This is a genomic window from Chloracidobacterium sp. (assembly GCA_016711345.1).
Classification (GTDB): Bacteria; Acidobacteriota; Blastocatellia; order Pyrinomonadales; family Pyrinomonadaceae; genus OLB17.
Genome location: JADJTD010000001.1, coordinates 1,772,696 through 1,787,975, shown reverse-complemented (window position 1 = coordinate 1,787,975; position 15,280 = coordinate 1,772,696). Strand labels below are relative to the sequence as shown.

At 47.2% G+C, this 15,280-nt stretch carries 15 protein-coding genes and 1 tRNA gene; 3 read left to right on the top strand and 13 right to left on the bottom strand.

Annotated features, from left to right (window positions below; all coding sequences use genetic code 11):
- Positions 1-15: 15 nt before the first annotated feature.
- Genes IPL32_07355 through IPL32_07345 form a run of 3 tightly spaced genes read right to left on the bottom strand, consistent with a single transcriptional unit; the run spans position 16 to position 2,752 of the window.
- On the bottom strand, positions 16-687 hold the full coding sequence (locus tag IPL32_07355) for a tetratricopeptide repeat protein (protein ID MBK8465633.1): 672 nt from the start codon (positions 685-687) through the stop codon (positions 16-18).
- Positions 687-1,826 carry a 4-hydroxyphenylpyruvate dioxygenase gene (gene hppD / locus IPL32_07350; GenBank protein ID MBK8465632.1) on the bottom strand — a complete coding sequence of 380 codons (1,140 nt, stop codon included), beginning with the start codon at positions 1,824-1,826 and terminating at the stop codon, positions 687-689. Before hppD ends, IPL32_07355 begins: the two co-directional genes overlap by 1 nt.
- A complete protein-coding gene (locus tag IPL32_07345; protein MBK8465631.1) occupies positions 1,823-2,752 on the bottom strand; it encodes a phenylalanine 4-monooxygenase in 930 nt (309 codons plus the stop codon). The genes hppD and IPL32_07345 overlap by 4 nt, the downstream gene beginning before the upstream one ends.
- A 189-nt stretch (positions 2,753-2,941) precedes the next feature.
- Here IPL32_07345 and IPL32_07340 point away from each other — a divergent pair, with 189 nt between their 5' ends.
- Positions 2,942-3,376 carry an Lrp/AsnC family transcriptional regulator gene (locus tag IPL32_07340; protein ID MBK8465630.1) on the top strand — a complete coding sequence of 145 codons (435 nt, stop codon included), beginning with the start codon at positions 2,942-2,944 and terminating at the stop codon, positions 3,374-3,376.
- Positions 3,377-3,382: 6 nt separating this feature from the next.
- On the opposite strand, the gene IPL32_07335 is transcribed toward IPL32_07340, so the two are convergent.
- The 10 genes from IPL32_07335 to IPL32_07290 all read right to left on the bottom strand — a co-directional run bounded on the left by IPL32_07335 (position 3,383) and on the right by IPL32_07290 (position 10,130).
- Positions 3,383-3,958: a DUF4256 domain-containing protein gene (locus IPL32_07335; protein MBK8465629.1), complete on the bottom strand. Its 576-nt coding sequence runs from the start codon at positions 3,956-3,958 to the stop codon at positions 3,383-3,385.
- 48 nt (positions 3,959-4,006) lie between these two features.
- Positions 4,007-4,915, bottom strand: coding sequence for a class A beta-lactamase, subclass A2 (gene bla, locus IPL32_07330; protein MBK8465628.1), 909 nt, complete (start codon positions 4,913-4,915; stop codon positions 4,007-4,009).
- A 29-nt stretch (positions 4,916-4,944) separates the two neighbouring features.
- Complete coding sequence (locus IPL32_07325; GenBank protein MBK8465627.1) at positions 4,945-5,328, bottom strand: DoxX family protein; 384 nt, start codon at positions 5,326-5,328, stop codon at positions 4,945-4,947.
- A gap of 4 nt (positions 5,329-5,332) precedes the next feature.
- On the bottom strand, positions 5,333-5,800 hold the full coding sequence (locus IPL32_07320) for an SRPBCC domain-containing protein (protein MBK8465626.1): 468 nt from the start codon (positions 5,798-5,800) through the stop codon (positions 5,333-5,335).
- 70 nt (positions 5,801-5,870) lie between these two features.
- Positions 5,871-6,191 carry a winged helix-turn-helix transcriptional regulator gene (locus IPL32_07315; protein MBK8465625.1) on the bottom strand — a complete coding sequence of 107 codons (321 nt, stop codon included), beginning with the start codon at positions 6,189-6,191 and terminating at the stop codon, positions 5,871-5,873.
- A gap of 91 nt (positions 6,192-6,282) precedes the next feature.
- Entirely contained in the window at positions 6,283-7,785 is a 1,503-nt protein-coding gene (locus IPL32_07310; GenBank protein ID MBK8465624.1) for a glutamate--tRNA ligase, read from the bottom strand.
- Positions 7,786-8,424: 639 nt separating this feature from the next.
- Positions 8,425-8,853, bottom strand: coding sequence for a hypothetical protein (locus tag IPL32_07305; GenBank protein MBK8465623.1), 429 nt, complete (start codon positions 8,851-8,853; stop codon positions 8,425-8,427).
- Complete coding sequence (locus tag IPL32_07300; GenBank protein MBK8465622.1) at positions 8,850-9,401, bottom strand: DUF4199 domain-containing protein; 552 nt, start codon at positions 9,399-9,401, stop codon at positions 8,850-8,852. Before IPL32_07300 ends, IPL32_07305 begins: the two co-directional genes overlap by 4 nt.
- A 104-nt stretch (positions 9,402-9,505) precedes the next feature.
- Positions 9,506-9,943 carry a response regulator transcription factor gene (locus IPL32_07295; protein ID MBK8465621.1) on the bottom strand — a complete coding sequence of 146 codons (438 nt, stop codon included), beginning with the start codon at positions 9,941-9,943 and terminating at the stop codon, positions 9,506-9,508.
- A gap of 96 nt (positions 9,944-10,039) precedes the next feature.
- Positions 10,040-10,130: transfer RNA gene (locus IPL32_07290), tRNA-Ser, on the bottom strand.
- A gap of 157 nt (positions 10,131-10,287) precedes the next feature.
- On the opposite strand from IPL32_07290, the gene IPL32_07285 reads away from it, so the two are divergent.
- Together IPL32_07285 and IPL32_07280 are read left to right on the top strand one after the other, a co-directional pair.
- A complete protein-coding gene (locus IPL32_07285; GenBank protein ID MBK8465620.1) occupies positions 10,288-12,024 on the top strand; it encodes a TonB-dependent receptor in 1,737 nt (578 codons plus the stop codon).
- A gap of 273 nt (positions 12,025-12,297) precedes the next feature.
- Positions 12,298-15,276: a PAS domain S-box protein gene (locus IPL32_07280; GenBank protein ID MBK8465619.1), complete on the top strand. Its 2,979-nt coding sequence runs from the start codon at positions 12,298-12,300 to the stop codon at positions 15,274-15,276.
- Positions 15,277-15,280 lie beyond the last annotated feature (4 nt).

The following is a 15,280-nucleotide window of genomic DNA, read 5'->3' as shown; positions in this document are numbered from 1 at the left end:
TTTAAGGCAAGATAATTATTTTAAAAATCGAGCGAATTCAACTTTTGTTTCTTCCATTCGTTTTTCTATCTTCGCGGCTTCGAGACTAAGTCCCGAGTTTTTAAGCAAAACCAAATGTGCTTCAAGAATCTTTATGATTGGTTTCGGATAATGTCCTCCGATTTCGTCATCATTTATCTTCTTGAAGGCTGTTCGATAAGTAGTTTCGGCTTTAATGTAATAGGTTCTTGCTTCATCGATATTGCCGAGCTGATGATACGATAGCCCCAGCGAGAAGTATATTTCGCCGGTTTCTGCGTCGGTGTCATCGAGGACGGGCTTGCTAATTTCGAGGGCCTTGTTCAATAGGATAATAGCCTCATCCGCTTTTCGCTGCCACAGCAGCGCGCACGCTAAAGATTGATATGCGGACGACCTTTCCAGATAACGGTCTTTGGGCAGTTTCTCGGCGTATGTAACGACAAGACGGCATGAAGCTTCTGCTTCCTTTACCTTTCCTTCGCCTGTGAGCTGGCGGCATTTATCCCATTCGGCAAAATATTGTTTATTGTCTTGCGCATCTTCTTTATCCTTTTTTAGGATTTCAGCGATTCGTTTTTTGTTCGTGGTGGCTTCGACCGTGACAGTCTGCGAAAAACCGTACTGAACTCCAAAGAAAAAGGCTAGGCCAAAAAACAAGTATTTCATTAGAGATTCCCCCGTCGCCTTTGCTCTTCCTCGATAGAAACAAACAACGCTTTAAAATTGCCTTTGCCGAATCCTTTACACCCCTTGCGCTGGAGTATCTCGTAGAAAACCGTTGGGCGATCCTCGACCGGTTTTGTAAAGATCTGCAGTAGATAGCCTTCATCGTCGCGGTCAACGAGTATGCCTAGCTTCTTTAACGATTCGATATCTTCGTCGATCTCGCCGACACGGTCCAGCAGGTCATCATAATAGGTATCGGGAATCGTCAGGAATTCTACGCCGTTTGCCATCAATTGTGTGACGGTGCTTCGGATGTCTCGACAAAGAAGAGCGATATGCTGAGCTCCGGCCGAGCGGTAAAAATCGATGTATTCCTGTATCTGCGATTTACCGCCTTTGCCTGTCGCAGGTTCATTGATCGGGAATTTGATATTGTGCTGGCCGTCGGACATCACGATCGACATCAACGCCGAATACTCGGTCGAAATGTCCTTGTCGTCAAACGTAATGTAACGGAAAAACCCAAGCACATCGCGATAAAAATCACACCAGTGGTTCATCTTGCCAAGCTCGACATTGCCGACGATATGATCGACGAGCATTATGCCAGTGGGGTCTCCCTCGACTTTTTGCTCGACAAAACCGGGCAGGAACGGCCCGGAATAATTGTGGCCGTTATTGTTGTTGTACGAGATGAACGAATGAATCGTGTCGCCGTAGGTCGCGATCGCGGCATGACGAACATTGCCGTTCTCGTCTGACAAATCGTGGGGCAGTGTAACGGCAGTCGCGCCACGCTTCACCGCCTCGTTAAAAGCGTGATCGGCATCTTCGACAAGAAATGCAATGTCGCGAACACCGTCGCCATGCTGTTTAATGTGCTCGGCCGCCGGATGCTCAGGCGAAAGCGGTGTCGTCAGCACAAAATTAATATTCGTCTGGCGCATCAAATACGAAGTCGTCTCGCGATTCCCCGTCTCCAGTCCCGAATAACCTGCACGCGAAAACCCAAATGCCTTGCGGTAATAAAACTCCGCCTGCTTCGCATTGCCGACGTAAAACTCGACGTGGTGTATCTTCTTCAGGCCCAAAGGGTTTTGAACCGTTGTGTTAATCGCTGTATCTGTTTCTGTCATCATTGGAATGTCTCGATATACTTTTTTGTCACTGCTTTTAGTTCAGCATATGATCGGATTACATACAAAACCGGCTGCATGTCACTGTAATCGTAGGGCGTGTTTATAACTTCCTCTAAATCAAATGGACGGCGTTCTACGTTGTCTGTAAATGAGTGTTCTAGTTCGCCGTAGCTTGATAACAGGCCAGCTCCGTATGCCTTGATCTCGCCTTCATGTTCGACCATGCCGTACTCGACCGTGAACCAATAGAGTCGGCCAAGCTCTTCGAGCTGTTTGTCGTTCGCAATACGGGCTCCGTGACCTATGAACTGTGAAAAGTCGGCAAAATTTGCGTTTGTAAACATCGGAATGTGACCGATGGCTTCGTGGACGATGTCCGGTTCGGGCGTGTATTCGGGCCGCGAATGATGGCGGATGTATTGCGTGGAAAGCATCGTTCGATAGGAAAGCCAGCTCAGAAATCCGCGTGTCTCGACCAAACCTTCGATCGGCGCAAGCCGAAAACCCGTCAATTCCTTTAGTCGGCGGTTCATTTCGGAGAGTTGGGGAATCCGTTCGGTCGTGATACCGAGATCGCGTTTTGCCTGCAGATAAAACGGCGAGGCGTGCTTTTGATGCAATTCCTCCAGTCGCGTCGCCACATGCTGCCAGATGCCCTGTTCCTCGTCGGTGTAATCAACGTCGGTTATCTCGCCGGTTTCACGAAAGCGTTTTGCAAGGCTCGCTATGTAATCACGCCGTTTACGGTATTCAGGGTCGCTCGCTCCCGGATGATCGAGATGGAGTTCGTTGATATTCTCGAACTTCAAATCCTTAAATTCCGGCAAGTCTTCGTCGGACACGCGGAAATTCTCCAGAGCAAAATCGCCATCAGATGATGGGCTTGAAACGGTGTCGGTAAGCATTTTTGCGGCTGCTCCTTTCATGGTGTCGATGAGTGCGGTCGAAAAACTCGTTATCTGCGAATAAACTATTCTAATGGTTTTAATAGAATTTCTGAATAAGGAGTATAAGTTAGTATGGTAGGATTGCTTTAGATTGTAAGTTAATTTACATGTTTTGCTTAATAATACTTGTTCGCTTCACCGTACTCCAATGAAACACCCTAATAGAAAATGATTGACGATATAGACAAGAAAATACTCAAGGAGTTACAAGAAGACGCCCGCACGAGTTACGCCGAGCTTGGCCGTCGAGTTGGACTGACGACACCGGCGGTGATTGAGCGTGTCCACAAGCTTGAAGACGCACACATCATCTTCGGCTACCGTGCTGAGATCGACACGGCAAAAGTTGGCTTGCCTATCACGGCGTTTGTGCGGATGAGCATCACCGGCGTCGATTACAGCCACATTATCGAGGTCGCGCAGGAATCAAACGAAGTGCTCGAATGCCATCGCGGCACCGGTGGAGACAGTTTTATTATGAAAGTGGCTGTTGCCTCAGTGGGGCATTTGCAGGAAGTGATAGATAGATTGACACCTTATGGCATCACTACGACTACCATAGTTTTGTCGTCGCCTGTGAAAAGACGTGTGATCAATGTCTAGCACGATCTAGATCCGTATTGAGCCGCGGAATGCTCTGGCGGCATAGTATGACTCGGCGCCGTTGTGGTAGATGAAAACATGGCCGTAGCGCCAGTCGCCGAAGATAGCTCCGCCGAGCTCGCGAATATCAACAGGCGTTTCGATCCAGCTTGAAGTTTTTGTATCAAATCTTCCGAGCTTTTGCAGCTCCCGGTATTCTTCCTCGTTTAAGATACGAATTCCCATTTCGGCGGCCATGCCCAAAGCGCTGTTTTCCGGTTTATGTTCCTTTCTGGATTCCCACGCCGCTCTGTCATAACAAATACTCCGGCGGCCTTTAGGGCTTTCCGCGCTGCAATCATAAAAAACGTATTCGCCCTTCTTTTTATCAAACCCTACGACATCCGGTTCACCGCCTGTGCGTTCCATTTCACTGAGCGACCAAAATTTTGCAGGATCGGCGTCCAGCTTTGCCTGAACCTTGGCCCATTCAAGGCCTTTGTGGCGGCTCATGTTTTTCTCAAAACGTGTCTTTAATTCGCCAAGCAGTTCTTCACGGTCTGCTAGCAACATTTCATTATTCTTGTTATTGATCTTTTTCATTATATTTAGAAACACAGTTACATCGGAATAACGGAAGTAACTGTAATTTTATTTGGTTTTTGTAACAAAATAGTCCCAAGTTGTTTTGGCGATGTCGGCAATAATTTTTTCATTGGTTGCGGCATCTTCTTTTGAATCGGTCACAAAAATACTGATGAAAAAATGGCTGCCATTCGGCAAAAAGACGACTCCAATATCGTTGACCGCCGCTGTTATTCCAGTCTTCTTGTTCGTCCCCGACCAGCCTGTCTTGTGGGCGACAACGGTGCCTACAGGTAATTGTCCTTTCAGACGGTTTTGACCTGTCGAAGTTTCCCGCATTACCTTCCAAATGAACTCGTAACTTTTTGGAGAAAGTAGCTTTTTCTTGTTGTAATAAAACGTTTCCAGTACTTTGTTGGCGGCATTTGGGGTCGTCCAATTTTGAAACTGTAGATCCCAATTATTCTGCATTACTTCTTCGTTGATCTTTATGGAAACATCTTTGAATTTATTTTTCTCAAAATATTTTTCAACCGCTTGAGGTCCGCCAAGTAATCTTAACAAAGCGTCGCAACCGACATTATCGCTTTGAGAAACCGTATATTCTAAGATCTCTGCGATCGTTAGAGTTGCTCCGTCGGGATATTTATCTCTGATCGGACTATAAAGGCCGGGCAAGAGGTCTTTTTTCTGAATTTCAACTTTTTGGTCAAGCGAAAAATTGCCTTTGTCGATCTCAGAAAGCATCAACAATCCGATATGAAACTTAAAAACACTTTGCATCGGGAAACGTCTGTCGCCGTTAATTGATACTTTGTCTTTTCCGTTATTGCCGAGAATCGAAACGCCAACCACCGCTTTTCTGGAAGTAGCGATGTGCTGTATTTTTTGCTGCAAAGCATCTTTGCTCTGAGCAAAAATTTGACTGTTGATCAGCAAAAACAAGATCAGGGCTGAGTAAATTGATCTATTCATACAATCTAAGAAAATCGTGTCCTGCGTTCTTAATGATTTCCCGACGGTATTTTTCTACTCTCAGGCCTGAAATACCACGACACGATGGTCAGGGTCAGCAGCAGTAGCGACGGAGCTATTTCACTAAAGGGATCGCCCACCACGATATGTGAAATTGCCGCTCCGGACATTGTAAAGAAAAAACCTGCGTATGCCCATTCTTTTATCAAAGGATATTTTGGAACAAGGACTGCAATTACGCCCAAAATTTTCCAAATGCCCAGCATTGTCAAAAGATATGCTGGATAGCCTAAATGAGCCATTCTATCCACATCATCTTTCATTTTCATCAACTGCACTATCCCGGTCGATGTCATTCCTAACGCCAGCCAGAGAGTCGAGATCCAATAGATAATTTTGTGTGTCTTTGTCATAGCGTTATCTTAATTTGCTTACCGTTTCCTGTAATCGGTTATGGGCCATATTCAGGCCTTGGGCAAAGGGCAGCTGCAGCATTTGGTCTCTATCTGCGACCGATCTATATACGATCTGCATTGTGAGAAGGCTTGCGTCGTCAGTGAGCGATTCAAATTCCAGAAACTCAAGCTGTACGGGAAACGGCGTATTTTCCATTTCAAATGTCCGCGTGATCTTCTGGTTAGGCGCAAATTCGTGGATCGTTCCGTTGGCACGAAACAGCACATTTCCATCCGCGTCGCTCGTTTCAAATTGGTAGCCGCCGTGCTGTCTGTTCTCCAGTTTCAACACTTTTGTTCCCATCCATTGCTCGACGATCTCGGGCTCTACATAAGCTCTAAAAAGTAATTCGAGCGGCAGATCAAATTCTCGTGTGATCACCAGATCTTGTTGGCCGTCTTCGGCTTTTATCTGTGTCTTTCTTTCCATTTATTTCATAACCACATAGGAACATAGGGTACATAGTTAGAATGCTATGTGAACTATGTACCTATGTGGTTTATTTCTTCTTGTATTTTTTCATTACGGCTTCCAGTTTATTAAATCTGTCATCCCACATTTTGCGAAACGGCTCGATAAACTCGGCCACTTCTTTCATTTTTTTTGCGTTGATCTGATAGCGGATCTCTCGACCGCTTTGCTCCTGACTAAGCAATTCGCACTCGGTGAGGATTTGCAGGTGTTTTGAAACTGTCGGCCTCGCCGTGTCAAAGTTCGCAGCGATCGCCCCGGCAGTCATAGAATGCGAAGCCACCAACACAAGTATCGCCCGTCGTGTCGGGTCGGCTATGGCTTGGAAAACATCTCGTCGTAAATTCATTGCGTAGCTACTTGACTACAAATATATATGAAGTCATTTAACTACGCAAGTGCTGTGGTAATTTTTCTGTGAGTGGGAAATTTTTTCGCCGCTAGGCATTCCAAACAATTTGGCTTCGCAGCCTTAAGATCACTCTTTCTTTACCCAAAGACTCAAAAACCGAAAGCATTGACGGACCGACAGCAACGCCCGTTAGCAAGGTGCGTGCGCCGTTCATGATGACGCCGAGCTTTGTGCCTTTTTCTTCGGTGAAGGCTTTTACGACGGTTTCGATGTTTTCTTCGTCGAAGGGTTTGTTTTCAAACTCTGCTTCGAACCGGTCAGCGAGTTCCGGAAGCCACATTTTGAGGTCGGGAAATTTCGATAGGTTTTTTTCAATCGCCGCAGGATCAAAATCGTAGTCTTCGCTAAAGTAGGCTCGGCCCTGCGATGAAAAGTCTTTCAATGTAAAGAAACGCTGACGAATTAGGTTGATAGTGTTTTCAAACCATGCTTTATCGTCATCCTCGTATTCATCACGCCACAATTTAGCGGCTTTTAGTTCGGGTTTAACGAATGGCAGCAGATCATTGATCGGCATCGTGCGGATGTATTCGGCGTTCATCCATTGTGCCTTGTCGTCGGTCCAGCGGCGCGGGTCATTTTCGGTGAAATTGAATACGGCGTTCGAGCGATGAATTCCGTCGAGCGAGAATTTTGTGATCAACTCGTCCAATGAGTAGATCTCTTGCTCTTCGCCTGCCGACCAGCCAAGCAATGCGAGAAAATTGCGAAATGCAGCAGCGAGAAAACCGGCGTCACGATACGTTGTCATCGAAACGACTTCGCCGTGTTTGCGTTTTGACAGTTTGCCCTTGTTCGGAGCCATTATCAGCGGCAGATGGGCAAATGTGGGCGGCGTGACACCGAGCGCTTCGTATATAAGAATTTGTTTGTGCGCGTTGGTGAGATGATCTTGTCCGCGTATGACGTGCGTGATCTGCATCTCGATGTCGTCGCAAACGACAGCAAGATTATAGAGCGGATGACTATCAGAGCGGAGAAGTACCAGATCTTCGGTTTCGGCGTAATCGCGTTCCTGCAATCCGTACACACTATCTTCGAAAGAGGTTTTGCCCGTTGCAGCGACTTTCAAACGTATCGCAAAAGGCTCTCCGGCAGCGGCTCGTGCATCACTTTCTTCGGTCGAAAGGTCGCGATACGGATTGTCGCGCATATTCTTTTCGCCTTGTCCGGCTCGGGCACGATCTTTGATCGCGTCTTTTACATTTGCGTCAGACGGCGCGACTTTTGGAGTGAAATCGCGATAGGCCTTGCCTTCTTCGAGCAATTTTAATGCTGTCGCACGGTGCTTGTCAGCATTGTCCGACTGGAAGATGATGTCTTCGTCGTGGTTAAGCTCGAGCCACGCAAGCCCGTCGAGAATCGAACGTGTTGACTCTTCAGTAGAACGCGCAAGGTCAGTATCTTCTATTCTCAATAGAAACTTACCGCCCGTGTGTCTGGCGTAAAGATAGTTAAAAAGTGCGGTCCTCGCGGAACCGATATGTAAATAGCCTGTCGGAGACGGCGCAAAACGAACGCGTGTAGTCATAAACTCTGATTTTCACGCAAACGGGTAAATAACGCAAAAACTCAGTTATTTCGGTAACGGGTAAATTTGAAAATCTAACTAGTTTTTTCTCCGTGTTCTCTGTGTCTCCAACTCAGTGACCTTTGTGTTGAGCCGATCCTTTAACACAGAACTCGAATGCAAGACCCAAAGGGCACGGACGCTATACGGGTCATTGCCGGTCCATTCGAGATCAGGGTATTTATGCCATAAAAGAAATCGCGGGTTAATTTGAGATCAGAGGAGATCAGAGTAACGGCGACGGCATTTATGCAGCGGTTCCGAACTATTGCCACGACTTTCTTCAATAAAAAACGGCGATTTATCGATGGCTTTTTGGGGGTTGTCCGATGGCTTTTAGGGGGTCTCCGATGGCTTTTTGGGGTTACAAAATGGCTTTTTTGGACGTGTTTACAGATAAACCCTTGCAGATCATATATTTAGCCTAGAATCACAGCGCCATTGACAAGCGGAACCGCTTCTCGTCTTCGATCCGCGTTGTCGTCAATGACATACGGCATCTTTAGCTTCTTTTTGATAGTTCAAACCGTCCGTCAGCTCTTTCTGCTTGGTTTCCAACCGGGAAATGCCATTGGAACATACGCATATCGATCTACTATTTTAATTCCTTTTAGACGAACGTCCTCCAAGATAGACCGCTATCAGCTTGGTCGAGAAAGAGATCCCGACCATAGGAAGCAGGCTTAATAAAATTCCGCTTGCCGCAACTATTGTCACATCCACAAGAAAATAGACCAGCCATACCAGTAGAGCAGCCTTGATCGCTAACTGCGGTCCGACACGCTTGCCGATCCAACGTCCAGCTAAATACATCAGAGGAATGCCGCCAATAATACTCGCGATCGGCCCGAATCTGTTAGCTGCCTCGTGATAAAACAGTTCTTCGTGCCCAGGATCGATCACATGGCCGTAAAGCACCATAAACAAAAAGAATAGGAATACACTTAGTATGCCGACGACGATCGCAGTCGGCAAAGCTATCCATAACCTTGGTCGTATCGAAGTTTGGTCCATTTTCATTGATCTCATACTTGTTCGGCTGCCGGCAAAAGCTCTTTCTTGCGTAAAAGGCCTGCGCTTATCAAGGTTACGATAATGCCAACGGGCATTATCTCAACCATGCAGATCAGGAAGAAAAGTACAGGGTTTTTGAACAGGCCGGCCATCATTTCGACTTCTGCCTTTGCACTTTCGATCTGATCCTCGGAGGCTCCTTGTTCTTGCAATTTTCCTACTTTTAGATCAGAGAATTGCTTCATAAACCGCTCGTCAAAGCCCGGATTCGCGACTCCGTACGAAGTTGCTCCGCCCCAATACAAAACGCCGGCGATCAGCGAGATCAGCACACCGACCTGTACTCCCTTCCAAAATCTGAGTTGTCCTCCGGAATAATTGTCGCGGTATGATTTAATACCAAAGAAGACCATCGAGAGCGCGATCAGCATACTCGCATAACCGACAACCTCAAGCCTCTCAAAACCGATGGCACGCCGTTCGACGAGAATCGCCGTCACCCAAACCAAACCCGCGATTATTAAGCCCCCGATCAGGCCAAACGTTAAAACTACTTTTTTCATAATATTTCCTCCTAAGTTTGAGCAAATATACAGGTTTATTTAACTCCGGCGCATCAGCCGAAAGTATGAATTTACCGATTTTTCACCAAAATCAGCCGAAAGTATTATGGAATTAAACGGAATTCTTTTGCACGCCTGATCGCTTGGGTGCGGCGGCTGGCGTCTAGTTTGGCGAGAACATTTGAGACGTGCGTTTTGACCGTACTGTTGGAAATAAAGAGCTTTTCGGCTATTTCAAGGTTCGACAGGCCATGGGAAAGTAGTTCGAGAACCTCGTATTCGCGTTTGCTGATGCCAAATTTCTTGAGATTTGCGTCGTCCAGCTCAAATGGTGCTGATATTGCCGGTACAGATATTTCGACGATCTTTGGACGAGTTAAACGAAGGCCCGCCCAAACTCCCAATGCTGTAAACATCACAGCTACCAGTCCGATATAAAACTCAAGCGGGATATCACGGACAAAATATCGGTACTCGGCCACCTTCAGCAGGGCGAGAAGTGCCGCCATTGCGATGCCGTAGATCAATATTGTTCTTCGCATTGGGCCAGAAATAAGAAAAGCTACCAAACCAGAAGATTGATAGCCAACACAAACCAATTTCAAATCTGATATATCAAATTTGAGATATAAATTAAATGGCGGAGACGACAGGATTCGAACCTGTGGTAGTTTTTAAGACTACAACGATTTAGCAAACCGCCGCTTTCAGCCGCTCAGCCACGTCTCCGCATCTGCCGGAAAGGCAGACTTCAATTCTAGCCTAAGGGCAAACTTTGTCAAGTTTATCGCATCGTAGAAATGAGAGTACCGCGCTCCATTACAGGCTTGACAGGCATCTTTTTTGGGAACAAAATACGAGTTTGACGCGCGCTCGTCTCTAATCAATGGGTTTTTCGATAAAAGGGAAAAGAGTTTTCCTGACTCTGTTCATTTTGCTCATGCCGTTGTCGGCGGCATTTGCTGCTGCGCCTACGGCAAATTCCAGTGTTGTTACGTCAAAGACTGGAACAATAAGGGGAGTTATCCGGGACGATGGCGGAAGCCCAATTGCAGCAGCCACAGTTGCGATCTTTCGTGCGGGCACCTCGCGACTTTTAAAGCAGGTTGTATCGTCTCCTGACGGCAGCTTTCTGGCAAAGATAGTCCCTGGAACCTATACTGTCCTTGCCGTTGCACAAGGGTTTAACCCCACATACCTTTTTGGTGTCGAAGTTGGCAAGGCCGCTGATCTGAGCTATGGATTTAAACTTGAGCGAGCAGGCAGCGGAGACACTCTTCCTGAAAAACGTCTGGATAGAAATAGCTCTAAATGGCGTATTCGCGGTGCACAGACGCAAAGGTCTATTTACCAAAATCAAGAAGGTAATGAGCCTATTGACGAAGATGTGACTGCTGCGAACACTTTGCCCAACACCGATTCGGAAGAGCATACGTCACGTCGAAGAGGCCAGACGGTTGTCGAATCGTATGTAGCCGGATCCGAAAGTGGAAACTATGCAGTGGTGAATTTTGCGACGCTAATTCCGGTCAATGAAAATACTGAAGTAGTGGTTGCCGGACAGACCGGAACGGGCAAAATTTCTCCGCAGCGATTCGAAGCTGATATGAAACTGCGTTCTGGCGAAAACCATCAGCTTCGATTTAATTCTGCTGCAAGTTGGTTGGGAAATATTGTTGCTGCGAACAAAGAAAAGCCGCTCGGACAGTTTTCGTTTCAGGCACTTGATGAATGGAAAGTTCGCGAAGGAATAGTTCTTGTTTTTGGCATCGATTACTCACGTTTTGTTGGTGCGGGTAACGATGATTCATTATCACCGCGATTAGGGCTTCAGTACGATCTCAATTCAAAGACGCGTTTCCGAACTTCTTACACCACTCAGACAGAAGAAAAAACATGGGCCAGAGCCATTGAACTTGAAGGCGAGAGTGTCTCATTTGTCGAGCCGGTCTCGGTTGCAGATCTTGTCCTTGCTGACGGCAAGCCGCAGATCAACAAGAGCCGCCGCCTCGAATTTGGCATCGAGCGTGTGATAGACGACTCTTCGAGTGTTGATACTAATGTGTTTTTTGATACAACTCTGGGAAGGGGCGTGGGCCTGAACAGCTTATCATTTGACACACTTGGCGGAGAGGGATTTGGCGATTTTGTCGCCGATCAGCAAGGCAAGGCTCAGGGAATCAGCATTGTTTACACGCGACGTCTCAGCAAACTGCTTACGGCATCTGGCGGCTATTCATATGGCAGCGGCCAGGCACTTTCCACGGAGGCTATCACCGATCCGTCCCATGTCTTTGAAAACGATTTCTTTCAGTCATTCTTCGGCCAATTGGCGGCCGAATTAACGTCTGGTACGAGTTTTAGAACCGTCTTTCGTCTCTCACCGAGAGCGACAGTTTTTGCTATAGACCCATTTAGGGGCAGACTTGCTATCTACGATCCCGGCCTTAGCGTTATGGTCACTCAGATCCTGCCCACTTTTGGGCTGCCCTTACGAGCAGAGGCGATTATTGACGGCCGAAATCTGCTGGATTTCCAGTCAGGCATCTTTGGTGAAGAGGGAAGTCTAAAATTAACAGGCCATCAGCGAATGCTCCGTGGCGGCATACAAGTCCGATTCTAGTCATAATTGCCGAAGCCCGAACGTTAGCAAGGGCGATTCATTCAACACTGTTTGTACCGCTCTAAATGGCAGTGCGGGCTTTTTCATGGACTCGTCCAAATTCTCGGATTATCAAGCAAAAAGTTGAATAAGTCGGGGTAATATAACCTTGTGCTGTTTATGGTAAAGGTCATTTTTTCGAGAAAAACAGACGTTTCCAGTTACCTATTGATATAAGGATGATTGGAACGTGTTTTGCGTTGAAAATATTACGGCGAAATATGCCTTGATCGCATGAAAGAGAAAATGTTGACAAGTTGGAGCCTGATATGGCTTCTGGCCTGCGTGCTGTTTGTAACAGCCGCTGCCCTAAACTTGTCTCAACGATCCTTTCAAAATCTGCCTCCGACAGACGGAATTAGTTGGATCCAAAGATCCGACGGCATTTACGCAGCTAAGGTAACTCCTGGATTAGCAGGTTCGCGAGCCGGGATTTCGGTTGGTGACAAGCTGCTCGGCATCGGTCTCGATGGCGAAAAAACTGAAGAGGTAACCTCGCCTGCCGACGTGCAGATGTTTCTGGAGACGGCCGGAGTTGACGGAAACCTCACATATTTTTACCAAAAGCCCACTTATTCGTTTGCCAATAATTACTACTTCGCGGATCTCCGGCATATAGATCCGATCCAAAGATGGAGCCCGTCGATAATTTTTCTCTCGATCGTCGGAGTGATCTGGCTGGGAGTGGGTATTTTCGTGCTTTTCAAGCAGGGAAGCCGTTCGCCATTTGTCTTGCATTTTGCGACGGTTTGTCTCGCCGCGTTTATTTTTCACACCTACAAGGCAATTGGGATCGGCAAGGATTTTGACCTTGCTATTGATCTTCTAGATAACATTGCTCTTGCTTTTTTTGTTCCGCTTTTTGTTCACTTTTGCATTCGCTATCCGATACGAAGCGCCGTTTTTACAAATCCGCGTTGGAAAACATACGTTCTGTATGTTCCGGCGACAATATTTTCGCTGGCCCTGATATTTTTCTCTCTCGTTCCCCAGTTCTGGCCGGACTCTTCGCTGACTGAAAGACTTGCTCGTCTCATTGACAGTGTTGACCTATTTGGTGTGTTGTATCGTGAGAATTTCTATCATTTTGTTATTGGAATTTCGGCGGGAGCCAGTTTACTAGTGTGGCGTTTCTTCCGTTTTCGTCAGCCTGTCGTACGCCAGCGGCTAAAGTGGACCATGTGGGGTACAATCGCGGCGATCGTGCCGGTCGTACTAATGCAGTTGGTCGAACGGCTTGGTTTTCCTATCCCTGATGATAATTTCAGTACGGCGATAACCACCTTGCCCCTTGCCTTGATCCCGCTGAGCTTTGGCCACTCGGTTGTCAGGTATCGTTTGATGGACGTCGATGTGGTCGTCCGGCGCGCTTTGGTTTATGCAATGACTACTATAGCCATCGCAATGATGATCGGCGCAGTAGCTCTAGGTCTCGTGTTTTTAGCTGTCGGGAATAACCTCTCAACGACGGAGATCACTCTCAGGGCTTTGATCGCCCTGATCGCGATGGCTGCAATTGTCCTCCTCAGTGAGCCTTTGAAAAAATTTCTGCAAGAGCGTGCGGACAGATTCTTTTATGGCGAGCGTTATGACATGCGTCAAGGCTTGCTTGATTTTGGGAAGACCCTGTCTGCCACAACCGCCCTTGGACCGCTATTGGATGGCTTGACTGAGCGCATCTGTCAGGTACTCGATGTTCAAAAAGTCGCGGTTTTTGTCGAAGACGAAAAGGCAGTCGAACATTATCGAATAGCAAAGTCTGTCGGCTTTACCGAAGAGTATAAGATACCGGCTGATTTTCGAACGATGATACGTCAAAAATCAACGCTGAGCGGTGTTGTAAGAGCGGATGAATTTGACCGGCAAGACCATGAGATAATACACGCCGTTTCAAATGGAAACGGCTCCGGCAAAAAACCCTTGCGGCAGGAATTGCACTATTTTGTTCCCTGCGTTGTAGGCGGCAAGATGGTTGCCGTGATCGGATTGGGACGAGCTAGTGACGGCTCGCTGCTGTCGTCGGAGGATCTTGAGATCCTGAAGACGATATCCGGCTACGTTGCCGTTGCTATCGAAAACAGTCAACTTTACGGCCAGCAAAAACAGCATACGGAAGAGCTTGCACTGCTCAAAGAATTTAACGAATCGATCGTCGAATCGGTCAATGTAGGCTTGCTTGCCGTTGACGAGAATGGGCGTATTACACGATGCAATTCGCCGTTCGAAGAAATGATCGGCCTTGATCGCAATCAGGCGGTCGGTAAACTAGTAGAAGAGATTTTTGACGAAAGCTTCGCCCTAAATCTGGAGAATATTCTCGGAAAGTCTCGCTGGCATCTGACCGAGGTACGAAACGCCTACAAACTTCATACTTATGATGCGGGCGGGCATTCATTGATCCTTAACGTAGCCGTTGCGCCGCTTCGATCGATCTCAAACCAGCAAACCGGTGCGATTATCGTGCTCGAGAACGTTTCGTCTCGAGTTAAGCTCGAAGAAACGTTGCAGCAAAGCGAGAAACTGTCCAGTATTGGCCTGCTTGCGGCCGGCGTCGCTCATGAGGTCAACACCCCTTTGACAGGTGTTTCGAGTTATACGCAGATGCTGCTAGGCATGATCCCGGAAACTGACCCAAAACACGCGCTGCTTCAAAAGATGCAGCGCCAGACAGATCGTGCATCGAATATTGTCGGTAATCTTCTTAATTTTTCACGCTCGGGCAATTCGGAAGAATTTGGAGAGATCGACCTCAATAAGCTTTTGAACGATACCCTTCAATTGCTTGAACCGCAGATCAGAAAATCAAATATCGAGATCTTAAAGGACTACTCAGCAACTCCCCCAACGATCTCAGGCAGCGGTGGAAAACTGCAGCAGGTTTTCACAAATTTGATACTCAATGCTCGCGACGCGATGTTTAACGGCGGAACAATCACGCTTAAGACGGCTGTTGATGAAAGCGGAGTTGTTGTAGTGGAGGTGTCTGATACGGGTGAAGGTATTCCCGCTGAAAACCTAAAGAAAGTGTTTGACCCGTTTTTTACCACAAAAGAAGTGGGTTCCGGCACCGGTCTTGGCCTTGCCGTTTCATATGGAATTATCCAGGAACATTCCGGAACGATAGAAGCCCGAAGCACGCCTGGCGAAGGTGCGACTTTCAGACTTGTATTTCCAACGGCTAATGCAAACGACCGTAAACGAGCGATCAGTTAGATAC